General features: G+C 46.2%; 22 protein-coding genes and 1 pseudogene. 17 read left to right on the top strand and 6 right to left on the bottom strand.

Annotated features, from left to right (window positions below; translation table 11 throughout):
* Positions 1–147 precede the first annotated feature (147 nt).
* The 5 genes from clpP to DXZ20_RS04085 all read left to right on the top strand — a co-directional run bounded on the left by clpP (position 148) and on the right by DXZ20_RS04085 (position 6138).
* The gene (gene clpP, locus DXZ20_RS04105; protein WP_036018558.1) at positions 148–783 is read left to right on the top strand and encodes an ATP-dependent Clp endopeptidase proteolytic subunit ClpP; all 636 of its coding nucleotides are present in this window, start codon (positions 148–150) and stop codon (positions 781–783) included.
* Positions 784–795: 12 nt separating this feature from the next.
* The gene (gene clpX / locus DXZ20_RS04100) at positions 796–2142 is read left to right on the top strand and encodes an ATP-dependent protease ATP-binding subunit ClpX (RefSeq protein ID WP_163661555.1); all 1347 of its coding nucleotides are present in this window, start codon (positions 796–798) and stop codon (positions 2140–2142) included.
* A 76-nt stretch (positions 2143–2218) separates the two neighbouring features.
* Positions 2219–3049, top strand: a complete 831-nt coding sequence (locus DXZ20_RS04095; protein WP_163661553.1) for an alpha/beta fold hydrolase — start codon at positions 2219–2221, stop codon at positions 3047–3049.
* A 564-nt stretch (positions 3050–3613) separates the two neighbouring features.
* Positions 3614–4399, top strand: coding sequence for an RNA polymerase sigma factor SigF (locus DXZ20_RS04090; protein ID WP_006515817.1), 786 nt, complete (start codon positions 3614–3616; stop codon positions 4397–4399).
* Positions 4400–4602: 203 nt separating this feature from the next.
* Positions 4603–6138 (top strand): peptide ligase PGM1-related protein, encoded by a 1536-nt coding sequence (locus DXZ20_RS04085; protein WP_431732067.1) that lies wholly within the window; start codon positions 4603–4605, stop codon positions 6136–6138.
* Here the strand turns inward: DXZ20_RS04085 and smpB are convergent.
* Together smpB and DXZ20_RS04075 are read right to left on the bottom strand one after the other, a co-directional pair.
* Entirely contained in the window at positions 6135–6620 is a 486-nt protein-coding gene (gene smpB / locus DXZ20_RS04080; RefSeq protein WP_163661549.1) for an SsrA-binding protein SmpB, read from the bottom strand. The two genes, DXZ20_RS04085 and smpB, sit on opposite strands and share 4 nt — an antisense overlap.
* 64 nt (positions 6621–6684) lie before the next feature.
* The gene (locus tag DXZ20_RS04075; protein ID WP_163661547.1) at positions 6685–6951 is read right to left on the bottom strand and encodes a YciI family protein; all 267 of its coding nucleotides are present in this window, start codon (positions 6949–6951) and stop codon (positions 6685–6687) included.
* An 80-nt stretch (positions 6952–7031) separates the two neighbouring features.
* On the opposite strand from DXZ20_RS04075, the gene DXZ20_RS04070 reads away from it, so the two are divergent.
* Complete coding sequence (locus tag DXZ20_RS04070) at positions 7032–7583, top strand: 2'-5' RNA ligase family protein (RefSeq protein ID WP_163696547.1); 552 nt, start codon at positions 7032–7034, stop codon at positions 7581–7583.
* Here the strand turns inward: DXZ20_RS04070 and DXZ20_RS04065 are convergent.
* A complete protein-coding gene (locus tag DXZ20_RS04065; RefSeq protein WP_163696545.1) occupies positions 7559–8200 on the bottom strand; it encodes a TenA family protein in 642 nt (213 codons plus the stop codon). The two genes, DXZ20_RS04070 and DXZ20_RS04065, sit on opposite strands and share 25 nt — an antisense overlap.
* A 91-nt stretch (positions 8201–8291) precedes the next feature.
* On the opposite strand from DXZ20_RS04065, the gene prfB reads away from it, so the two are divergent.
* The 8 genes from prfB to DXZ20_RS04025 all read left to right on the top strand — a co-directional run bounded on the left by prfB (position 8292) and on the right by DXZ20_RS04025 (position 15823).
* Positions 8292–9417 (top strand): peptide chain release factor 2 gene (gene prfB, locus DXZ20_RS04060; RefSeq protein WP_163696543.1). Its coding sequence is split into 2 segments (ribosomal slippage): positions 8292–8366 and positions 8368–9417, totalling 1125 coding nucleotides; the frame shifts between segments, so codons are not numbered across the junction.
* Between the two features lie 219 nt (positions 9418–9636).
* The gene (locus DXZ20_RS04055) at positions 9637–9813 is read left to right on the top strand and encodes a DUF3285 domain-containing protein (RefSeq protein WP_006515811.1); all 177 of its coding nucleotides are present in this window, start codon (positions 9637–9639) and stop codon (positions 9811–9813) included.
* Entirely contained in the window at positions 9810–10328 is a 519-nt protein-coding gene (gene ybeY / locus DXZ20_RS04050) for an rRNA maturation RNase YbeY (RefSeq protein WP_163661539.1), read from the top strand. The genes DXZ20_RS04055 and ybeY overlap by 4 nt, the downstream gene beginning before the upstream one ends.
* Positions 10329–10595: 267 nt before the next feature.
* The gene (locus tag DXZ20_RS04045) at positions 10596–11039 is read left to right on the top strand and encodes a diacylglycerol kinase family protein (protein ID WP_163661537.1); all 444 of its coding nucleotides are present in this window, start codon (positions 10596–10598) and stop codon (positions 11037–11039) included.
* A gap of 28 nt (positions 11040–11067) precedes the next feature.
* Complete coding sequence (locus DXZ20_RS04040) at positions 11068–11679, top strand: anthranilate synthase component II (protein ID WP_163661535.1); 612 nt, start codon at positions 11068–11070, stop codon at positions 11677–11679.
* Between the two features lie 126 nt (positions 11680–11805).
* Positions 11806–12564: an MBL fold metallo-hydrolase gene (locus DXZ20_RS04035; protein ID WP_163696542.1), complete on the top strand. Its 759-nt coding sequence runs from the start codon at positions 11806–11808 to the stop codon at positions 12562–12564.
* A gap of 24 nt (positions 12565–12588) precedes the next feature.
* Positions 12589–13914: an aminopeptidase P N-terminal domain-containing protein gene (locus tag DXZ20_RS04030; RefSeq protein ID WP_250565590.1), complete on the top strand. Its 1326-nt coding sequence runs from the start codon at positions 12589–12591 to the stop codon at positions 13912–13914.
* A 259-nt stretch (positions 13915–14173) separates the two neighbouring features.
* Positions 14174–15823 (top strand): N-acetylmuramoyl-L-alanine amidase, encoded by a 1650-nt coding sequence (locus DXZ20_RS04025; protein WP_163661529.1) that lies wholly within the window; start codon positions 14174–14176, stop codon positions 15821–15823.
* A 61-nt stretch (positions 15824–15884) separates the two neighbouring features.
* Here DXZ20_RS04025 and DXZ20_RS04020 read toward each other — a convergent pair whose 3' ends face one another.
* The 3 genes from DXZ20_RS04020 to DXZ20_RS04010 form a co-directional block, all read right to left on the bottom strand.
* Positions 15885–16949, bottom strand: coding sequence for an LOG family protein (locus tag DXZ20_RS04020; RefSeq protein ID WP_006515804.1), 1065 nt, complete (start codon positions 16947–16949; stop codon positions 15885–15887).
* A 420-nt stretch (positions 16950–17369) separates the two neighbouring features.
* A complete protein-coding gene (trxA, locus tag DXZ20_RS04015) occupies positions 17370–17690 on the bottom strand; it encodes a thioredoxin (protein WP_006515803.1) in 321 nt (106 codons plus the stop codon).
* Positions 17691–18256: 566 nt separating this feature from the next.
* Positions 18257–19420 carry a GuaB3 family IMP dehydrogenase-related protein gene (locus DXZ20_RS04010; RefSeq protein WP_163661527.1) on the bottom strand — a complete coding sequence of 388 codons (1164 nt, stop codon included), beginning with the start codon at positions 19418–19420 and terminating at the stop codon, positions 18257–18259.
* Positions 19421–19812: 392 nt separating this feature from the next.
* Here DXZ20_RS04010 and DXZ20_RS04005 point away from each other — a divergent pair, with 392 nt between their 5' ends.
* The 3 genes and pseudogenes from DXZ20_RS04005 to DXZ20_RS03995 all read left to right on the top strand — a co-directional run.
* A complete protein-coding gene (locus DXZ20_RS04005) occupies positions 19813–20517 on the top strand; it encodes a potassium channel family protein (RefSeq protein WP_006515801.1) in 705 nt (234 codons plus the stop codon).
* 18 nt (positions 20518–20535) lie between these two features.
* Positions 20536–21678: an anhydro-N-acetylmuramic acid kinase gene (locus tag DXZ20_RS04000; RefSeq protein ID WP_163696538.1), complete on the top strand. Its 1143-nt coding sequence runs from the start codon at positions 20536–20538 to the stop codon at positions 21676–21678.
* 180 nt (positions 21679–21858) lie between these two features.
* Positions 21859–22061: pseudogene (locus DXZ20_RS03995) on the top strand (hypothetical protein); the annotation flags it as partial.

Here is a 22061-nt window from a genome sequence, read left to right as displayed (position 1 = left end):
GGTTTTCGCTAGAGTATGGGGGCCTTCCCTACACACATCTCAACTGAGGGATAAGGCATAATGTATAGGGAGCCTATTAATCAATATATGTATTCATCAATGTTTCATCTCTGCCAGAGTACAACAGTACCAGATTTGTCTGGGCACATGTTGTCCAGTGGCACTGACGGAGCAAAAAGTATGCTTCCAGTAGTGCTTGAGCAATCTGGTCGAGGTGAACGGGCGTTTGATATTTACTCACGCCTGCTGAGGGAGCGCATCGTATTTCTTGGCAGTGGTGTAGACGATACGCTGGCTGATTCAATTGTGGCTCAGTTGCTATATTTGGATTCCGAAGATCCCGAGAAAGATGTCCAAATATATATCAATTCCCCTGGAGGATCGATTACCGCAGGGATGGCTATCTACGATACTATGCAGCAGATTCGTCCGGATGTGGTGACCATCTGTTTTGGATTAGCTGCTAGTATGGGGGCGTTTTTGCTTTCTGGTGGGGCTAAAGGGAAACGCATGGCCTTGCCAAGTTCCCGCATAATGATTCATCAGCCCCTGGGCGGTGCTCAGGGCCAAGCAGTTGATATTGAAATTCAGGCTCGGGAAATTTTGTACTTGAAGCAGCGGTTAAATGAGCTATTGGCTGGTCACACTGGGCAGCCTTTGGACAGAATCGCAGAAGATACTGAACGTGATTTCTTTATGTCTGCTGCTGAGGCTGCTGACTATGGCTTAATTGATACCGTGATTTCTCGCGATACAACCGCCGATTTGATGTCAACGCACTAGGTTAGGGCTGATATGTCTAAATATGACTCCCATCTCAAATGTTCCTTTTGCGGGAAGTCTCAGGAACAGGTGCGCAAGTTAATAGCAGGTCCAGGTGTGTATATCTGTGACGAGTGCGTTGATCTTTGTAATGAAATTTTAGATGAGGAACTGTTTGACTCCAGTTCTGCAGTGACTCCTCCGACACCTCGACGAGAGCAGCAACCTGAGCGTAGTCGAAAGTCGCCGTCACATATTTCCCTAAACCAAATTCCTAAGCCTCGTGATATCAAAGCTTATTTGGATGAGCATGTTATTGGTCAGCACGAGGCTAAAAAGGTCCTTTCTGTTGCAGTTTATAACCACTACAAGCGACTAAGTTATGTGCAGTCGGGGGGTGGGCCTGGTGAAGAGAATGTCGAGCTGCAAAAGTCTAATATTCTCTTGATTGGACCTACTGGTTCAGGTAAGACTTTGTTGGCTCAGACATTAGCAAAAATTTTGGATGTTCCCTTTGCTGTAGCTGATGCAACTACGCTTACCGAAGCGGGATACGTAGGTGAGGATGTTGAAAATATTTTGCTGCGGTTATTACAGGTCGCAGATTTAGATGTAGAAGAAGCTCAGCGCGGCATTATCTATATCGATGAGATTGATAAGATTGCTCGTAAAAGTGAAAATCCATCAATAACAAGGGATGTGTCTGGTGAAGGTGTGCAGCAGGCACTTTTGAAGATGCTGGAGGGAACTGTTGCCAATGTGCCACCTCAAGGGGGACGGAAACATCCCTACCAAGATTGTATTCAGATTGATACAAGTAATATCCTATTTATCTGTGGTGGTGCGTTTGTTGGTTTAGAGAAAATTATTGAGCAGCGTATTGGCAAAAAGTCTATGGGCTTTGTACAAGGGTCAGGAGAACCTCAAACACAGTTCAATCGTGATAAGAGAGCTGCTGATGTCCTCAAAAATTTAGAAGCTGACGATATTGTTAAATTTGGGATGATTCCTGAATTTATTGGCCGAATTCCAGCCATATCCGTACTTAATCCACTTGATGAAGAAGCATTGATGGCAATTTTGACAGAGCCTAAAAATGCCCTTGTCAAACAATTTCAGAAGCTCATGCTTATGGACAATGTGAGCTTGGAGTTTAAGCCGGACGCTATTCGTGCGATTGCCCAAGAGGGGTATCGGCGTAAGACCGGTGCACGAGCACTGCGTAGCATTATTGAAGAAATTATGCTGGATGTGATGTATGAGCTGCCTTCAAGGAAGGATATGAAGCGTTTTCAAATTACCCGAGAAATGGTTGAAAAACGCTCTACCGCAGAGTTGCTTATGCATCCCTCTTCATTACCTAAACCAGAATCTGCTTAATTAATTAAAACCAGAGAATACCTGACTTATGTCTGCCTGAATGTCACTCTGTATAAAGCTGAGTGTTGAGGGTTATATGGCTTATATAAAGCTTAATGGGGTCAACCATTACTATGAATGGATTTGCGATGGTTCACCCGGAAGTCGCCCAACTCTAGTGTTTTTGCATGGCTGGGGAGGATCTGCCCGTTATTGGGAAAGTACAGCTCAGGCAATGAAATATGATTTTGACTGTTTGCTATATGATCTGCGTGGATTTGGTAGATCCGCAGCTGCAGTCAAGACAACAGTTGATTTAGGAGCTCTGGAAAGTTTTGCAGATGATCTTAATTGTTTATTAACAGCTTTGGAGCTGGAACGTGTCTTTATAAATGCTCACTCTATGGGGGCTTCAGTAGCACTTTACTTTCTTACTCGTTTTTCTCAACGCGTGAATAAGGCAATTCTTACGTGCAATGGGGCTTTTGAATATGATGAGCTTGCCTTTCAAGCTTTTCATCGGTTTGGTAGCTACGTCGTGATGTTTCGCCCATCATGGTTAGCGAATATTCCTTTTGCACCTCAGATGTTTATGGCACGATTTCTGAAAAAACAAATTTCTTATCCTGATAAAAAAATATTTCTTAACGATTTTTTGCAAGCTGATATGGCAACTGCCTTAGGTACCTTAAAGGCCTCTGTCAGTAAGCATGCTACAGAAACAATGCCTCGGGCCTTTTCAGCTATTAGCGTACCCACGCTGATGATATCTGGGGAATATGACAAGATTACCCCTGCTCAGCTCGGGCGTCAGGCGGCGTCCTTGAGCAAGCATATTAAGTATGTAGAAGTGCCGGGTACTGCTCATTTTCCCATGTTGGAGGATGCTTCAACCTATTTGTCGGTGGTCAAAGCATTTCTTGATTAATGGCTAGATACTGCTGAAAAATTTGTAGTGTGCTTCAAAACTTTGAGCAACAAAATTTCAGTGAGTAACGAGGATGGTCTAAATTCATTATTTCTTTTAAAGAAAAAGTTACATACACAAAGCTTGATGGGAATGCTGAATATAGGCATATATGACTGTCTATGATGCTTATATCTCACATAGTTTCTAAAGTTAATTATTTCAGGTAGCGATTAGGTAACGTTCTAGGTTCTTTCCAAGAACTATATGTATAAGTCTAAAGTTTGGCTGTAGTGCATTAATGTCGCTGCGATCAGGCAAGAAAAATTACATGGCGATAATTTTTGATGAATAAATAATTCCTAAGAGTATCTACTGATTTAGATATCATCAGTGCACTCTACCGGGTGTGTTGGGGATATCTATCTCGAAGTAATACTTTAAACAGCCAGAGTAAATATACGGAGTCTCTCGGGAAATTTATAGTCCGAGTCCCGTAATCCAACGATGGTGGGCTTAAGTCAACATCCCGACAATGTACTTAAATCACGATTTAACGCCCTAACACAGGATATTTAGTACACTATGGCTACTCAAACCTCATCGCTTCGATCTCGCGGGATGGAGATGCTGATGGCATATAAACAACAGCCATCAATTAAGTTGCGTAATGATTTAGTTCGCTTAAATGCAGGTTTAGTGCGAAAAATAGCGCACCGTGTAAGTCATCAGTGTGCTGAACCTTATGAAGACCTTGAGCAGATTGGCTATCTTGGTTTGATTCGAGCAATTGAACGGTTTGATCCAAGTCAAGGGTGTGCGTTTAGTTCTTTTGCGGTTCCCTATATTCGAGGTGAGATGCTTCACTTTCTGAGGGATCGCGGATCTACGGTTAAAATTCCTCGTCGTTGGCAAGATTTGCAAAAGGCTAGTCAGAAGCTACAAGCTGATCTACTTCGACAATATGGTCGCCAGCCGTCTGATCATGAAATGGCTCAAGCCCTTTGTATTTCGGTTAAAGAGTGGCGTCAGGTGAAAATGGCTAATAAGAATCGTATGCCACTGAGTTTAGACGCTACTGTTTGTCATCAAACTGATTCAACAATTACTCTGGGAGATACCCTGCCGGATATGCATTATCAGCTTCTGCAAGCGCTAGAAGAAGATCGTCAGCAAGTGCAGCGGGCGCTCAGTCAGTTAGAGGATAAAACCCGCTCAGCTATTGAATTTGTCTTTTTTAAGGGACTTTCCCGTAAAGAGGTGGCTGAACGCATTGGTGTGAGTCCGATGACAGTGACTCGTCGCATTCAACGGGGAGTTGATCAAATGATTAATTATTTGCAACCCCAGACATTGCAGACAGATCCCTAGGGTTTGGGTTGCGTTTAGGTTGTTTAAACCTGTAAGAGTGTCAAAAATTTTGCCTCTCTTGGATCCGGTTTTGATATAGATAAAAAGTAGCGGTGTGAAGGGTTGTTTCACACCGCTACTTTTGTATTAAGAAAATAGTAAGTCTATGGTTGGGGTGTTAATCAGATTCAGTAGCCAGTTGTGTTGGTTAAGGAGCAGTCGTGATATTTAAGTTAGCCAACTCTGAAATTAAAGATGATTTCAAATTTCGTCAGCTCCAGGCTCAATTGACGACATGCTGGCAACCTGTAGATTGCTTTGACCGTGCTCCCAGGCAAATTTTGGTGGTGCCTTCCCTTAGCCTTGATCAAGAGGAATTGAGAAAGGTGGAAGGTGTACATCACTATGAAGAGAGACTGCTGTTTTCACTCCTGCACCTGCGGAATCCTAATACGTCTCTGATCTATGTCACTTCGCAGCCGCTGCATCCTAGCATTGTCGATTACTATTTGGAGCTATTACCAGGTATTCCTAGCTCCCATGCTCAGAGCCGGCTGAATTTATTTTCTACCTATGATGGGTCACAACGGCCCTTGACTGAAAAGATTTTGAAACGTCCACGCTTGGTGGAGCGTATTCGCCATTGTCTTTCTCCCGAGGAAGCCTACATGGTTTGTTTTAACTCTACGTCTTGGGAACAGCAGTTGGCGCTGACATTGAATATTCCACTAATGGCGTTATCTCCAGCGCTGTTGGATTTGGGTACTAAGGCTGGGAGTCGTGAAATTTTTGGTGTCTGTGGTGTACCCCATCCGCAAGGTAGTCAGCTTACATATTGTGTCAAAGATCTGGCTGTGGCCACAGCTGATTTATGGGAGCAACAGCCAACCTTGAAACGTATTGTGATCAAGCTGAATGAGGGATTTTCAGGGGAAGGAAATGCTTTGCTGTTGTTGGATGAGTTGCAAGATGTTGCTCCAGGCCATGCATCTCACAGCCAAAGGGTTGTCAAGATTCACGAAGCACTGAAACATATGCGTTTTCAGTATGTGCATGAAACCTGGGACCACTTTAGTCGCAAGATTGAAGAGCTAGGTGCGATCGCAGAAGCGTTCATTGAGGGTGACATTAAGCGTTCTCCTAGTGTCCAAGGTCACATCACCCCTTTTGGCGAAGTCGAAATTCTATCCACCCATGACCAGATTTTAGGAGGCCCTGATGGCCAAATCTTTTTAGGTTGTCGTTTTCCTGCAGACGGAGCCTATCGGCTGGAATTGCAGGAAATGGGCCGTCGCGTCGGAGAAAGCCTGGCGAAACAGGGAGCCCTTGAAAGGTATAGTGTTGATTTTATTGCGGTGCAGAACGCGGATCAAACTTGGGATTTAAATGCCATTGAAATTAACTTGCGTAAAGGGGGCACTACCCACCCATTTATGGCTTTGCAGCTATTAACCAACGGTAGCTATAACCTGGAGGATGGCCAGTTTTACACTCCCCAGGGGCAACCCAAATACTATCGAGCGTCTGATAACTTACAAAAGGAGCAGTACAAAGGTCTGTTGCCCAATGATCTGATGGATATCATCATGATTGAACAGTTGCACTTTAATTCTATTGCTGGCACTGGGGCTGCATTTCACCTGATGGGTTGCCTCTCGGAGTATGGCAAGCTGGGCCTCACCTGCATTGGAAATACCCCCAAAGAAGCTGAGCAGATTTATAAGCAAGTAGTGGCTGCCCTAGACAAAGAAACGATCTAGCGATTTTTCATCATGCGGGCAATATCGCGTTTTTCTTGTTTTTGCTTCAAGGACTCGCGCTTATCGTGGAGTTTTTTACCACGCCCAATGGCAATGTTGACCTTGACGCGTCCTTTTTTGAGATAGAGCTTTAAGGGGACTAGAGTTAGACCCTTTTCTTCTACTTTGCCAATCAACTTACGAATTTCAGCCTTGTGCAGCAATAGTCGACGTGGACGGCGCGGTTCGTGGTTATACGCCTGGTTAGTCATGTTGTGGGGGGAAATATGGACATTCAGTAGCCACACTTCACCGTTTTTGACCTGGGCATAGCCATCTCGCAGGTTGACCTTGCCAGCGCGGATAGACTTGACTTCAGTGCCCTTTAATTCAATACCCGCTTCATAGCTGTCTAAGATTTCGTAGGTAAATCTGGCCTGGCGATTGTCAGCCATGACTTTGAAGCCGTCACTGGGCTGGGATTTTTTATTGGTTTTCGCCATGTTGACTTAACGTTGTGGTAACTATGAAAAATACTGAAGTCCTCGGGTCTGTTATTGTAGCGGGCTATTCCACCACTACACACCATTCATGAAGTTCGTAGTCGACGCAGCCATTTTCAATCAGCGGATCGGCTTTGACAATGGCTTCGGCTTCGGCTAGAGACGATGCTTGGAAAAGCAACATGCCACCGCCATGCTCAGCCCAATACCCGGTTTTGGCTTGGTGTCCTTTTGCAATTAAATCGTTGACGTAGTCAACATGGGCAGGCACAAACTGGTCAAACGTGGATTTATTGACAATCCCACGCTCAATTTTGACAAACCAGGCCATAAGCAACCTTCGGAGATAGTGGCCTTGGTTTTGGACTAAGGCCTTACAAAATACATTGTAGAAAGATTAATGGCTAACCTATGAATTCGCAGCGATTCTTCATTGCTCTGGTGCCACCATCGGAGATTCAAGCGCCTGTCAATGAGATTAAGGGCTACTTTGAGCAACAGTATGACTCTTGTAAGGCATTTAATTCACCGCCTCACATTACGTTGCAGGCTCCGTTTGAGTGGCCTAAAGAGCGGGATATGGATGAGTTGACTGAGGGATTGAAGGGGTTTGCTGTGGGAAGGGAGGAGGTTGCGATCGCACTGCGTAATTTCGGAGCCTTTCCTCCCAACGTCATTTACGTGGATGTCGTTCATGTTCCAGGTTTAATGAGCCTACAAAAAGATTTAGCCATATTTATGGAAACTAGATATGGTGTTGTCGATCGCCGTTATCGTAACTTCTGTCCCCACATTACCGTTGCCTTTAGAGATCTCACCAAAACGGCATTTCACCAAGCTTGGCCAAAATTTCAACAAAAACCATTAGCGTTTGACTTCATAGCCCAACACTTGACGCTACTGCGTCATGACGGTCACCGTTGGCAAATTCATCAAAATTATTCACTCTCAACTTCACTCTGATATCGCCATGCCGCCTGGAAAAAATCCCGCTCACAGACCATGGCATAGCGATACGTAGATCGAATCAACGCACTGTCTGCTGCATATTCATCCACAATGGCTTCTAGCTGAGCTGCTAAGGGTTCAAACTCGTCGCTGCTATATGTGGCAATCCAATCCCCATAGGTATGCTCTGGAATGCCACCCTGGGCGAGCTGTTGACCTAAATAGGCGTACAGACGCATGCATGGCGACATGGCGACAGCTGTGACCCCAATAGACTGACCCCAGGCCGTTGCCAATAAAAAATCCGTATATTGCCGTGTAGCTTTTCCGGGGCTCACCTGGGTCAGGTCTACATGCCAAGTTTGAGCATAGCTCTGGTGTAGCTTGAGTTCTGATAACACCCCAGCCGCCAAATCATGAAATACATTAAAGCTCTGCCAGGTGGGAGCTTTGGCCGCTGCAATGCTATAAGCTCGGGCAAAGGCTTCTAGAAAGAATGCGTCCTGACCCACATAGTAGGCAAAGGTCTTTTTGGGAAGTGTACCGTCTGCAATACCTTGAACAAATGGATGGGCAAGGCTTTCATTGGCCAGGTCTAGGTGGTCTTGCCAAAGCTTGGAAGAAAGGACCATAGGATAGGGATCAGCGGTCGAACTGCGGGTGACATTATAGAATTAATAGGCTACGACCCCATTGGTTTTCATCGTCTAAGCCCATTGCCTAATGTTAGACCTGTCCGACCTCAAACGCGAAAGCGATCTGCTCACTAATCGCCTGGGCAAAGCTCAGGAGTATCTTTGACCTGCCTGCTATTCAGGCAAAAATTGATGACCTAGAGCAGGTAGCTGCCCAACCAGACTTTTGGGATAACCAAGAACAAGCTCAGAAGACACTACAAACGCTGAACGAATATAAGTCTTATTTGGAACAGCTCAATACTTGGAATATTCAACTTGATGATATTCAGACCATTGCAGAATTACTGGAAGTAGAGTCAGATCCAGCCCTTTTATCTGAAGCGCAAGAAACAGCTCAAAATCTAGCCAAGGCCCTTGACCAGTGGGAGCTACAACAGCTGCTTTCGGGTCCCTATGATAAGAACAGTGCTGTCGTTACCATTAATGCTGGGGCAGGGGGGACCGACGCTCAGGACTGGGCTGAAATGCTACTACGGATGTATACCCGCTGGTGTGAGCAGCACGGTTACAACATCAGGCTGGTGGAAGAATCTAAAGGAGATGAAGCGGGGCTAAAATCGGCCACCCTAGAAATTGATGGGCGCTATGCCTATGGCTATTTGAAGGCAGAAAAGGGGACGCACCGACTGGTGCGCATTTCTCCGTTTAACGCCAACGGCAAGCGGCAGACTAGTTTTGCGGGCATTGAGGTGATGCCGGTTTTAGATGACACCATCGAGCTAGATATTCCCGATAAAGACCTGGAAATTAAAACATCCCGTTCTGGGGGAGCAGGTGGTCAGAACGTGAATAAGGTGGAAACGGCTGTGCGGATTACTCACCTGCCGACAGGCCTGTCTGTGCGGTGTACCCAGGAGCGATCGCAACTGCAAAACCGTGAAAAAGCCATGGCTTTACTAAAAGCGAAGCTGTTAGTCATTGCTCAAGAACAGCAGGCCCAGGCGATTGCTGATATTCGTGGTGACATGGTAGAAGCCGCTTGGGGAAATCAAATTCGTAACTACGTCTTTCACCCTTATCAAATGGTGAAAGATCTACGAACAAATGTTGAAACTACGGCAGTTGACGATGTTATGAATGGCGAGCTTGATCCATTTATTCAGGCATTACTTCAGCAAGAAAATCAAATTACTCAAGAATCAACCGTGTAGTCGACCGGGGTATAGTGAGACCTGATACATTACTTAATGTTTGAAAGAATTCCAGTTCTAGCCTGTTGCGTCAATATTTAGCCTAATGGCCTAGGCGTTTGTAGCCGTTGCTGATTTCAGGGATGAATCGATCTGACAAGATTGCTTTAAATCAGTATTTTTTAGATTAAATCCTCCCGAAGATCAACAACGACCATTTTTATTTATTACTTAAGAGCTATGTCCCAATCGCCTCCGCCTTCTGTAGACCCACAACCCATGGAGCCTGCACCCAGCTACGTCAAACTAGCCATGCGCAATATGGTCAAAAAAGGTAGTAAATCGTTATTTCACTTTTTTCTGACCGCTATGGGCTTACTAGGAGTGTTGATTGGTTTGGCTTACCTTACCCGGTGATTCCATTGACTCAAACTTTAGTGCCCGAGGTAGAGCTTTGGGTAGAGGCGACAGAGCTTTTACCCAAGCAGCCGGACTTACCCCCTACGTCGGCTTGGCAAACCTGGTTTAATATTTGGCTTAGGGAACTAGCTCCAACGGCATCCCCCATAGGTCGATACGAGATTAACCTTCTGCTTACGAATGACGTTACCATTCAAGAGTTAAACGCTACATATCGTCACCAGGATAAGCCCACGGATGTCCTAGCCTTTGCGGCTCAAGAAACGGAAATCCCTGGAGCTCAAACCATTTATCAAACATCGCCTATTCCCTTGGGTGATCTGATTATTTCTGTGGAAACTGCTCAGCGGCAGCGTCACAATGATAATTACTCCCTGATTCAGGAGTTGGCTTGGCTGGCAGCCCACGGTCTTCTGCACTTATTGGGATGGGATCATCCTGATGATGCGGCTCTTCAAAATATGCTAGAGAAGCAACATAGTCTTCTGAAGTGTATTGATTTGACGTTTTAGCAAGATAGGTGATATTTCCTGAATCTGGATAGGTAATATACGATTACAGATTTTGATAAAGGTTAATATAATCGACAAAATGATAATTCTTTCGGGAACCTATTTAGTAGTTTCAGGCTTCGATTAATTAGGTCCGAAGATTATATAAGTCTTATTGATGGACTAAGCAGTAGCTCCGGCATTTAGTTTGCGGTGGCTGCTAGCTAAATTAAGCGGTCTTGCGCTTTTTGTGCTGACTGAATATACATCACCTCTTAAGGTTTGTGCATGTCTATTTCCTCTAACCTTCAAACTGCTCCTAAGAGTAAGAAAGAAAGCAAAACTGCTTGGCAGGTTGCCCCGAATTTATTCACTAGTTTTCGCTATGCATGGGCAGGGATTATCTATGCCGTCAGAACCCAGCGAAACTTCCGTATTCATTTAGGCATTGGTCTAGTAGCGTTGTTTCTAGGAGTAATGCTGCACATCAAAGCAATTGAAGCCGCTGTGGTTGCTATTACCATCAGTGCTGTTCTGGTGATGGAGCTGATGAATACAGCTTTAGAGTCTGTGGTGGATCTAACGGTTGGCCAGACCTACCATGAGCTGGCTAAGATTGCAAAGGATTGTGCTGCTGGGGCTGTTCTGATCTCTGCTATGGCTGCCTTGCTTGTGGCTGGATTTATATACTTGCCACCGCTACTTGTGCTGTTGAATACTGGGATCGCTTAAGCTAGGCTCATTGAGCTTTAGGCAAACAATGATCTTAGTCATTGATAATTACGATAGTTTTACCTACAACTTGGTTCAGTATCTAGGAGAGTTGGGACAAACGCTTCCTGTTGCATCTGACATTCGTGTCTTTCGTAATGACCAAATTACATTGGCGCAGGTTCGTGATTTGTCACCGGATGGAATCCTAATCTCTCCGGGGCCTGGCACTCCTGACGATGCCGGCATTTCTTTGGAAATAATTCGAAAATTGGGTCCAACTATTCCGATTTTGGGGGTATGTCTGGGACACCAAAGCATTGGTCAGGTATTTGGTGGTATCGTCACAGCCGCCGCTGAACTGATGCATGGCAAAACATCCCCCGTGACCCATACAAATCAGGGGGTTTTTGCAGGTCTTGAAAATCCATTGACGGCAACTCGTTACCACAGCTTAGTCGTGGAGCGAGCGAGCTGTCCTGAGTGTTTAGAAATCACTGCTTGGGTTGATGACGGCACGATTATGGGGGTTCGTCATCGCGAGTACCCTCATATTCAAGGAGTGCAGTTTCATCCTGAAAGTGTGTTGACTAAATCAGGTAAACGGCTCCTGCATAACTTTTTGAGTCCTATTCCGATGAAGGTACCGGCCACCGTCTAAGGGGTTTGGGGCTTTTGACAGGGCGGTATGACCCAGAAAACTGGCTGTCTTTCTTAGCGAGTATTCCAAGCCTGTGGCACTATAACAAGTCATGGACAGTTGATCTCAATGGGATGTGAGGACACTATGAAACGGCGGCAATTGCTTCAAAATGCCAGTGCAGCCTTCGTCAGTACTCTTGGATTGGGCATTGCTTCTCATTGGCAAGCCTACCAAGCGCAAACGGGCACCTTAAGCGTCACAGCACTGGGGCATATGTGTTTCCAGTTTTCCGGTGGTGGTAAGACCATTTTGACCAACCCGTTCAGACCTTTGGGCTGTACTGAAGGTTATACAGCTCCAAATTTGGCTGGTTCAGACCTGGTATTGATTAGTAGCCGATTATTTGACGAAGGATTTATTCCTGAAGGCACAACCGTCAACTATCTAGATGAACCAGGTGCCTATGAGATCAATGGTCTCAGTGTTCAAGGTGTTGGTATGCCCCACGATCGAGAGGGGGGGAGAAGATTTGGTACGAATACGGCTTGGCTATGGACTCAAGCTGGGGTCAAGGTTGTTCACCTTGGCGGGGCTGCAGCACCCATTGATTTAGAAGATAAAATTTTGATTGGTCGCCCTGATGTATTACTGCTACCAGTAGGGGGTGGCTCCAAGGCTTACAATGCCACGGAAGCCGCTGCTGCTGTGCAGAGCTTGCAGCCCAAATTGGTTATCCCGACTCAATATCGCACCAGTGCTGCCAACGACAGCTGTGAACTGCAAGGTGTCGATGAGTTCCTAGGAGCAATGGCGGGTACACCTGTTGACCGAGTTGGTAGTACGCTGACACTTCAGAGTGGTAGCTTGCCAGCCAGTGGTATGCGAATTAAGGTTCTCTCTTAACGTAGCAAAACTGCTCACATGTCCATGAATTCAGAATATCAACAGCGACGACAGGCTGTGATGGCCGCTATTGGTCAAGGCACTGCTATTTTTGGCAGTGCCCCAACGGCTGTCATGCACAATGATGTGGAACACCCATTTCGTCAGAACAGTGATTTTTTCTATCTGACGGGGTTTAATGAGCCGGATGCGATCGCAGTCCTAGCTCCCCATCACGAAGAGCATCAGTTTGTGCTGTTTGTCAGACCCAAGGATAAGGAAAAAGAAACCTGGTCCGGTTATCGCACAGGTATAGAGCTAGCCAAGCAAAAGTATGGAGCCCATGAAGCTTATCCCATTGAAGAATTAGCTGAAAAGCTACCTCAATATGTGGAAAATGCTGATCGGCTTTATTACCATTTTGGTGATGATGGTCGTTTAGACCAGCACATCCTGGCCCTATGGCGAAGACTATTAGCCAAGTACCCAAAACGTGGACGAGGCCCGGTAGCCATTGAAGATGGGCGGCTGTTAATGCAGCAGTTTCGCCGAGTCAAAAGCGCCAGCGAACTGGAACAGATGCGTAAAGCCATTGCTATTTCAGCCAAAGCCCATAATCATGCCATGGCTATTACCCAGCCTGGTCGCTATGAATATGAAATCCAGGCTGAAATGGAACATATATTTCGCTTAGAAGGGGCTCTAGGGCCGGCTTATCCATCGATTGTGGCCTCTGGTGCCAATGCCTGCATTTTGCATTACATCGAAAACGATCGCCAAATGCAGACGAACGATCTGCTGCTCATTGATGCAGGCTGCGCCTACAACTACTACAATGCCGACATTACCCGCACCTTTCCCGTGGGAGAACGCTTCACGTCTGAGCAGCGCATTCTCTATGAATTAGTCTTAGAAGCTCAGCTCAAGGCGATTGATGCCGTTCAACCAGGGCGTCCCTTTAATGACTTTCATGATGCGGCTACTCGCACAATTACCGAAGGATTAGTCGAGTTAGGGCTGCTTAAGGGCAGCGTAGACACATTAATCGAAGAGAAAAAACATAAAGCCTTCTTCATGCATGGTACCGGTCACTTTTTAGGGCTGGATGTACACGATAGTGGTACTCTACGGAATTCGGATAAAACCTGGAAACCCTTTACGCCTGGCAATGTAGTCACGGTTGAGCCAGGTATCTATATTGCTCCAGACTATGAACCTGAAGAGGGACAGCCCGATGTGGAACAGCGTTGGCGTGGTATAGGTATCCGTATTGAGGATGACGTTCTGGTCACCCAAACTGGCCATGAAATTCTGACAGCAGCTGTGCCTAAAAGCATTGCTGCAATGGAATCGCGTGCTGAGTACGCTTAGTAACTAGGGAACTGTATAAATAGTTCTTGTATTAATTTCTTTTGAGAAGGGCACTTTAACGATGAACTGGAGTTAATCTAGCTCGTCGCTGGTGGCAGGTTTCCCTAACGATTCTTGTCTGAAACTACAAAAGTCAGATGAATCAAAGAAAGGAGTATCCTGAAAACCGCACAATTTTGATGTTCGATATCTTAAACATTGCACAAATGCGGTTACTCTTGTCTTGCAATATTGATCTCGGATTTACTTGAGCCAGTTAATGGCTGTGGGATCATCACTGTTAGAAGGAACTGAAGCTGTGCATTGGAATCCTTTACTTTCTAGTAAGGCGGTAGCCTCCAGAATGTCTAGCTTGACGTCTGGCGTGATTGGTATTTTGGGGGCTGTGCTGATTGCCTTGCCAGCCGATGCTGCCAATCTTCAGTTTTGGCGTTTTGACCAGCAGCAAAATCGTCTGACATTTACAACGGACACTCGGGTCCAGCCAACAGCCAAGTTAATTTTTAATCCGACCCGTTTAGTCATTGATTTACCAGGTACTCAGGTGACGAGTGCGACTTCTCGACAGCGACTACAAGAAGGGTTGCGTGAAGTCCGCGTGGGTCAATTAGATGACCAAACAGCCCGCATTGTGATTGAAGTAGCCCCTGGTTATAGCCTTGATCCACAACAAGTGGAAGTTCGGGGCGAAACCAATCGTCGTTGGTTTGTGCAGCTGCCTGAACTAGTGGCTACCGATGATGAGGACCGCCCAAGACGCTCATCATCATCTGCTCGAGTTAATCAGTCGTCGGATCAAGCCGAGCGCGCATCTGGGCGGACAACAAACCAGGTGACAGCGGATGCTAACGCGTCAGCCCAGAGTCAAAGCACTCAGGTGCAAAGTATTGTGGCAACGGCTGATGGCTTTTTTATTCGCTTATCGGGTGATACACCGGAGGTGCGCCTTAGCCGCTCCCGGCGACGGGATCCAGAACGAAAAATCACCTTAGAACTACCCAACAGCTCTGTTTCGCCCAGATTAACGCCAGCGTCACTGCCAGACAATCGTTACAGTATTGAAAGTTGGGAGATATCTCAGAGCGACTCAACGGTGTTTATCACTATGACTCTGGGGGATGACAGCCCTGACTGGCAGACCATTACGACTGAAATTGGTAGTAGTCTCCGGGGAATTTCTGTACTTCCTGATGGAGTAGCGATTCGAGATATTCCTGATAGTGCGCCTAGTAGCACTGTTCCAGTACCCTCTACAGCGGTGACGAGACGTCCTTCAGAGCGACCTTCTAGTCCCTCTGACAGAGCTAGGGTTAACCCAACTGAGCCTTCTTCAGCTTCGAGCGATCTGCCTCGGGTACCCCAAGGGCGCATTGTTGTTGCCATTGACCCTGGGCATGGAGGACGTGATCCGGGTGCTGTCGGAATTGGCGGTCTGCAGGAGAAGCAGGTGATTTTTCCAATTTCTCAACAGGTTGCCGCTATTCTACGGGAGCAAGGGGTAGATGTGGTTATGACCCGCAATAGTGACATCGAGCTCGATCTTGACCCCCGCGTTCAGATTGCTGAACGTGCAGATGCAGACCTATTTGTCAGCATTCATGCCAATGCCATTAACCTGAGTCGGCCCGATGTTAACGGTTTAGAAACCTACTATTATTCTGGTGCAGGAGCTCGGTTTGCGCGCACAGTGCATGATGTAGTGCTGCGCATGATGGGGATGTCCGATCGGCGTGTAAGACAGGCTCGTTTCTATGTGCTACGCCGTACCTCAATGCCAGCAATCTTAATTGAAGTAGGATTTGTCACAGGTGCGGAAGATATTCACAATCTGCGTGATCCAGAGTGGCGCAGTGAGATGGCTAATGCGATCGCACGCGGCATTTTAACCCACATCCAGCGCGAATTCTAGAAAGCAAGCTAATTGCATCATTAGCTTGTTATAAAAGGTGTATCTGGAAAAAGAGTGTTGATTATTTATGTTCCGGGTGTTCAGTAGCCTCACAGGGCTCACCAAGAGTGTTAATTTTACGAATTAGCTGTTGTAGGCGACCAAAGTCACGGTGATTAAATTGGAATACCAGGCGAGACAGCTCTGCGGTTTCATCATCTTGCTCTTCTGGTAGCGCATTTGACATTTCTATTTTGCCAGCAGCAACAATATCGCTAAATGATTGATTGAGCTCCTCTAACGCTCCAGACCGCAGGCAAGAATTGAGCCTTATCACCAAATGATCACCGACATATCGGCTGGAATGAAACACTCGATAATAGTTTGTTATTTCCTGCCATGCGTCATTGATGTTATCGGTCATAACATAAAGGCTAGGATCGTCGTCACTGATCAGTCGATTGGCCATTAAGTGATCGCGTATATAGGTATCCCAACCTTGCCAATAGTTGCCACCAGGGTGATCAATCAACACAATAGGTATCGGTTCGGCTTTCCCAGTTTGGACGAGTGTTAACGACTCAAACGCCTCATCTTGAGTCCCAAAACCACCTGGAAATACTGCTAAGGCATCACATTCCCTCAAAAAAAATAGCTTGCGTGTAAAAAAATATTTGAATGTGAGCAGTTTTGGATCATTCTCCATAATTGGGTTAGAGCCCTGCTCAAACGGTAACTGGATATTCAGACCAAAGGAATGCTCGACGCCAGCTCCTTCATTACCAGCTTCCATGATGCCTGGTCCGGCACCAGTCATAATCATGAATCCCTGTTGTGCTGCTCGTTGGGCAAAGGTCTTTGCTAACTGGTAATCAGGATGCTCTGATGGAGTACGTGCTGACCCAAAAATGGCTATTTTTCGGGTATGGCGGTAAGGATAGAAACCCTGAAAACCCAGTTCCATATCCTGTAATGTATTGCTTAAAATCTTCCAATCCAGCCGATCAGCCTCTCGCCCAATCATTCTTACTAGGGTTTCTAAAATCTGTTGAATTACAGTCCCATGTTCCATGGAGGGCAACTGGGTGACAATTTCAGAAATCTTCTCTTGTAAGTGAGTGGGCAATTTTGTTGTAGAGGTCACCATAAAACACGCAGTTAGTGAAGATTCTTAAGCGTTGAATCAGAGCATCTAGCTCCCCAATTGTATAGCAATGGATTGATTCAATAGGATGCTGGTCTCTCCTAATTGCTACAGCACTCTCTATGTACCTAACGCTCCTTGTTATCTCTAGTAATTGAGTCAACTCATTGAGTCAACGCAATCGGTATTCTTGCAGTATTAGAGCGTGATTGCAGTTTAGCAGTCTGTGCCTGTTGTGCACAGACTGCTCTTTCAGTTGCTTCAGCCTCTAAAAATGAACGGCTCCAACAGAAACTGTTGAAACCGTTTATTTCTGAAAATTTGAACTTACCCGATCTATCTGCACCCTATATCTGTCTCAGTATATTGGGTTACAGCTAAGTCATTTAGCCAATAATAAATCCATAAAACCAAATCAAACGCCTATAGATACTTTTCAAGAGTATTTGCCAAGGTGGTTTTGGGGACAGCACCCACTACCATATCAACCCGTTGCCCATCTTTAAAAATCATCAATGTTGGAATACTTCTGATACCGTACTGGCTAGCAACTTTGGGGTTATCATCCGTGTTGACCTTAACAACCTTGACTTTGCCATCGTACTGTTCAGAAATCTCATCCACAACGGGAGCAACCATCCGGCAAGGACCACACCAAGGGGCCCAAAAGTCTACAAGTACCGGTAGTTCACTTTTGAGAACTTCTTGTTCGAATGTCGAATCTGTGACTTGTGCGGCTGACATCCCTATATTCCTTGTCGACAAATATCAGATTCTTACCATAGCTGATTTTGGCTTGTGACTCATCTCAGCAGTGGAAAAATCAACCTTAAGAATACTCCTTTATGACCGCTTCCATGGACTGCAAAAGTTTTATTGCAGGTTTTTTGTGCCCAACCTGACTAGTGTCATAGGTCCTATTCAAACTTGAGGAATTATCAATAATTATCAAATTTGGTTCATATAGGAACCGCCTAAACCAAACAGGTTTAGGCGGAGTGTGGTGTGAGGAGTGAACGGAAACTTCCGTCTCCGCTTTCAGTCCTATTGTAGGTCAAGTCTCAGCTTTTGCCATCCCCTACACTTGAGGTCTGACGCGGATTATAAGTTTTGTTTTCTTGTGTCTGTAAGAAAACGTAGTGTTAGTGACGCTGGTCATCCTCAAGGTGTGATAACAATCATTATCTTGAGAAAATCATGAATAACACTCCACAATTTTTTTGAAAATCACCTTTTAATTAAAAAACATACTCAGAACATGCTGCCTTGTGATCTAAAAAGCTGATGCTCTGAATATATCTTAATATGGCCTACTTACCCATGCCCAACTGCTGAGCTTTTTGGTACACTTTCCCTTCTGTCAGCAATGAGGGAGCAATGACAACCTCTACCTGTTGCATATCCTTTAAGTCTTTGGCTCCCAGGGTGCCCATGCTGGTTTTGATGGCTCCTAACAAATTATGGGTACCGTCATCGAGCTGGGCTGGACCCCGCAAAATCTGCTTCAGACTACCGGTTGTGCCTACTTGGATACGTGTCCCTCGGGGGAGTACTGGGCTGGGAGTTGCCATACCCCAGTGAAATCCACGACCAGGAGCTTCGGCTGCTCGGGCAAACGGTGACCCAATCATGACTGCATCGGCACCGGAAGCAATCGATTTGCAGATATCCCCTCCTGTGACTAAACCTCCATCTGCGATTACCGGTACATAACGTCCTGTTTCACGTTGATAGTCATCTCGAGCGGCTGCACAGTCGGAGACAGCGGTTGCTTGGGGAACACCCACACCTAATACACCTCGTGAGGTACAGGCTGCGCCGGGACCGATACCAACCAGAACACCTGCTGCGCCTGCTTTCATTAGCTCTAGGGTGACTTCATAGGTAACGCAGTTGCCTAAAATCACTGGCATAGGCATGTCGGCACAAAATTCTGCCAGATCTAACGGAGTGATAGATTCAGGAGAGAGATGGTTGGTAGATACTACCGTTGCTTGAATAAAGACTAGATCAGCCTCGGCTGCGGCTACTGTTGTGCCATACTTGGCTGCCCCCATTGGAGTCAGGCTAACGGCTGCGATCCCACCTTGAGTCTTGATCTCTGAAATGCGCTGCTTAATTAGCTCTGGCTGAACCGGCTGAGCATAGATTTCTTGCATGAGAGGGACAAACTCTGCTTTGCCGACAGAGACAATGCGGTCCAACACAGGGTTGGGGTCGGCGTAACGAGTTTGAATACCTTCTAAGTTTAAGACGCCGAGAGCACCAAGCTTTGACAGGTCAACTGCCATGCGGACGTCAACAACACCGTCCATCGCACTGGCAATAATCGGAACTTCACGTTCTACGTTACCAAGGGTCCAACGCGTGTCGGCTAGTTCTGGATCTAGGGTTTTCGGGCCGGGCACCAATGCGATTTCATCAATGCCATAGGCACGTCTTGCTGTTTTGCCACGACCAAGTTGAATGTTCACTGATATCTCCTTCCCAAGATCATTAGGTAAGCCTAGCAAAGAAAGAAATCGATACTCAATTGTTTGTTGGCGGGTCACTTAGGAATTTGGCTTAAGGCGTCTTTATACTGAACGAGTGATTGTTGTTTAAGGCTTGAGCATGGCAAGGTAGAGCCATTTTTCAAGATAAACTCTCATTAGAGTAAAAACACCCTACACCCTATTGGTGCTTTAACACACTAATGTTGATGGGGTAGCGAGATATTCTTCAGCAATGGGGGATGGCTAAGCCGCTTGACCTTTGGGCAAAATAGGTGTCATCTGTTCCGGAATCGGAGGTTTAATCTTAGAAACCTTTAGGCTACAGAATCAGATGCAACTTAGACTCCATTATTGATTTATTGGCAATCAACGTGAATTTATCGTCACTAAAGTTTTTTAGGAATCTGCGTGCTAATAATCGTCAGTTTGCGGTTATCGGATTGGGGCGTTTTGGGCGAGCTGTCTGTCTTACACTCCATGGTATGGGGTATGAGGTTTTGGGGATTGATTCTGATGAAAATCGGGTTGCTCAAGTCCTAACTGATCAAATTGCAGCCCATGCTGTGCAGATGGATTCTACCCAGCCGTCCGCTTTGCAAGAGGCAGGCATTCCTGACTTTGATACGGTGATTGTTGCCATTGGTAATTACATCCAGGAGAGCATTATTACGACTCTCAATGTTAAAGAGGCAGGCGTTGCTAACGTAGTTGCCAAAGCGTCTACAGAGATTCATGGTAAGTTGCTTCAGCGAGTAGGGGCGGATCATGTTGTCTTTCCAGAGTTTGAAATGGGCTGTGAACTCGCTCGCTCGCTAACGCGTCCAGGCGTGCTCGATCGGTTTGAGCTTGATCCAGATCACAGCATTGTAGAGGTGGTCGTTCCTCAAGAATTTGACGGTAAAACCATTGTGGAACTCGATCTACGAAATCACTATGGGTTAACCTTGATGGCTATCAGCAAAGCCAATGCTATGGACAAGTTTGAGATCAATCCCAGTCCAGTGACTCGATTGAGAGCTGGAACCTTGATGGTAGTGGTGGGTTCTAACAAAGGCATTGATAAGCTACCTATGTAGAGCTAGGCAAGTAGGGGTATGAAAGTCATTGGCCTGATGAGTGGTACCTCTGTCGATGGCATTGATGCAGCTTTGGTGGAGGTAACAGGTAAAGGATATGGGGTGAAGGTTGAACTGTTGGCGGCTCATACTGCTGACTATTCACCGTCTCTGCGAGATCGCATCCTGGCCGTATGCGCTAATAAACCTTTAGCGATGGCCGATATTGCTGGCATGGATGACGATATTGCGATCGCCTTTGCTAACGCTGCCAACCATTTAGGTACAGCTGAATTAATTGCTTCCCATGGCCAAACGGTTTATCATCGGCCCCCAACCGCCCAGCAGATGGGCTATAGCTGGCAAATGGGACGTGGAGAGCTAATTGCGGAGCTCACCCAAACACCTACCATCAGTAACTTTCGTGCTGCTGATATTGCAGCTGGTGGCCAGGGGGCTCCCCTGGTGCCACCGGTAGATGCTAGTCTTCTCAGTCATGCTCAGCACCATCGCTGTGTACAAAATATTGGCGGTATTGGCAACCTCACTTACCTGCCGCCTTGGGATCGAGCGGGTCCACCACCAGCAGCTATTGTTGGCTGGGATACGGGGCCTGGTAATGCCCTGATCGACTGGGCTGTGAGCCTGTTTAGCGATGGCAACCTAACCTATGATCACAACGGTGACTGGGCAGCCCAAGGGCACCCTTGTCAGCGCTTAATTGATCAGTGGCTTGCTCAGTCATTTTTTCGGCAGCCTCCTCCAAAATCGACAGGACGGGAACTATTTGGTGCTGACTATGGTCAGCGGTGTTGGCAAGAGGCTCAGGCACTTGATCTGAGTCAAGCCGATTTTCTATCGACTTTGACAGCCTTTACGGCTGCAACTATTGCTGACAGTTACCAACAGCTACCCTGTCTTCCAGATGAGGTCTTGTTGTGTGGCGGAGGTAGTCAAAATGGATATTTGCGATCGCAGCTTCAGCTTAGATTGCCTAGCGTCAACCTTATGACTACTGATGATGCTGGTATCAGCAGCAGTCATAAGGAAGCTATTGCTTTCACTGTCCTAGGATATTGGCGTTGGCATCAACATCCAGGTAATATCCTTGCTGTTACCGGTGCTCGTCAACCTTGCCTGCTTGGCAACATTTATACAGTTGGTGATAGCGTTAACGACTAACAACTGAACCACAGGGTACGGTGTGACGATAGCCATAGCTATCGTTTTCATCTCTTCCGTAAGGGTATACCTGTTAAGGTTAAGAACACATGCACTCAGAGCTTTAAGGTTTAACGTCTCAAATCCATAAACTGTTGATTGTTCGATTGCGCATTTTCATCAAACCACTAGGGAGAACACGTGAGTCACAGTTTTCTGATTGAGCCAGGACGCTGGACCCTTCAAGGGAGTTGGTTAGCCAGGGATTTACTCCCTATAACTGTCAAAGGCAAAATCCTGGTTGCTTGGAATAGCAATGATTGGTTCACAATGGTTACCAAGCTCATTTTTCCTAATGGAGAATTAGACGATATTTCCTTGCAGTATAAAGGGCGGATTGTCAG

Origin of the sequence: Adonisia turfae CCMR0081, assembly GCF_011009555.1 — a bacterium.
Classification (GTDB): Bacteria; Cyanobacteriota; Cyanobacteriia; order Phormidesmidales; family Phormidesmidaceae; genus Leptothoe; species Leptothoe turfae.
The sequence above is the reverse complement of the archived record's forward strand: the minus strand, read 5'-3'. Positions and strand labels throughout refer to the sequence as shown.

What these genes read in the sequence shown, in the direction of transcription:
- clpP (WP_036018558.1), top strand. Translation starts at nt 148, where the DNA reads ATGTTGTCCAGTGGCACTGACGGAGCAAAAAGTATGCTTCCAGTAGTG.
- clpX (WP_163661555.1), top strand. Translation starts at nt 796, where the DNA reads ATGTCTAAATATGACTCCCATCTCAAATGTTCCTTTTGCGGGAAGTCT.
- DXZ20_RS04095 (WP_163661553.1), top strand. Translation starts at nt 2,219, where the DNA reads ATGGCTTATATAAAGCTTAATGGGGTCAACCATTACTATGAATGGATT.
- DXZ20_RS04090 (WP_006515817.1), top strand. Translation starts at nt 3,614, where the DNA reads ATGGCTACTCAAACCTCATCGCTTCGATCTCGCGGGATGGAGATGCTG.
- smpB (WP_163661549.1), bottom strand. Translation starts at nt 6,620, where the DNA reads ATGGCGAAAACCAATAAAAAATCCCAGCCCAGTGACGGCTTCAAAGTC.
- DXZ20_RS04075 (WP_163661547.1), bottom strand. Translation starts at nt 6,951, where the DNA reads ATGGCCTGGTTTGTCAAAATTGAGCGTGGGATTGTCAATAAATCCACG.
- DXZ20_RS04070 (WP_163696547.1), top strand. Translation starts at nt 7,032, where the DNA reads ATGAATTCGCAGCGATTCTTCATTGCTCTGGTGCCACCATCGGAGATT.
- DXZ20_RS04065 (WP_163696545.1), bottom strand. Translation starts at nt 8,200, where the DNA reads ATGGTCCTTTCTTCCAAGCTTTGGCAAGACCACCTAGACCTGGCCAAT.
- DXZ20_RS04055 (WP_006515811.1), top strand. Translation starts at nt 9,637, where the DNA reads ATGTCCCAATCGCCTCCGCCTTCTGTAGACCCACAACCCATGGAGCCT.
- DXZ20_RS04045 (WP_163661537.1), top strand. Translation starts at nt 10,596, where the DNA reads ATGTCTATTTCCTCTAACCTTCAAACTGCTCCTAAGAGTAAGAAAGAA.
- DXZ20_RS04040 (WP_163661535.1), top strand. Translation starts at nt 11,068, where the DNA reads ATGATCTTAGTCATTGATAATTACGATAGTTTTACCTACAACTTGGTT.
- DXZ20_RS04035 (WP_163696542.1), top strand. Translation starts at nt 11,806, where the DNA reads ATGAAACGGCGGCAATTGCTTCAAAATGCCAGTGCAGCCTTCGTCAGT.
- DXZ20_RS04030 (WP_250565590.1), top strand. Translation starts at nt 12,589, where the DNA reads ATGAATTCAGAATATCAACAGCGACGACAGGCTGTGATGGCCGCTATT.
- DXZ20_RS04025 (WP_163661529.1), top strand. Translation starts at nt 14,174, where the DNA reads ATGGCTGTGGGATCATCACTGTTAGAAGGAACTGAAGCTGTGCATTGG.
- DXZ20_RS04020 (WP_006515804.1), bottom strand. Translation starts at nt 16,949, where the DNA reads ATGGTGACCTCTACAACAAAATTGCCCACTCACTTACAAGAGAAGATT.
- trxA (WP_006515803.1), bottom strand. Translation starts at nt 17,690, where the DNA reads ATGTCAGCCGCACAAGTCACAGATTCGACATTCGAACAAGAAGTTCTC.
- DXZ20_RS04000 (WP_163696538.1), top strand. Translation starts at nt 20,536, where the DNA reads ATGAAAGTCATTGGCCTGATGAGTGGTACCTCTGTCGATGGCATTGAT.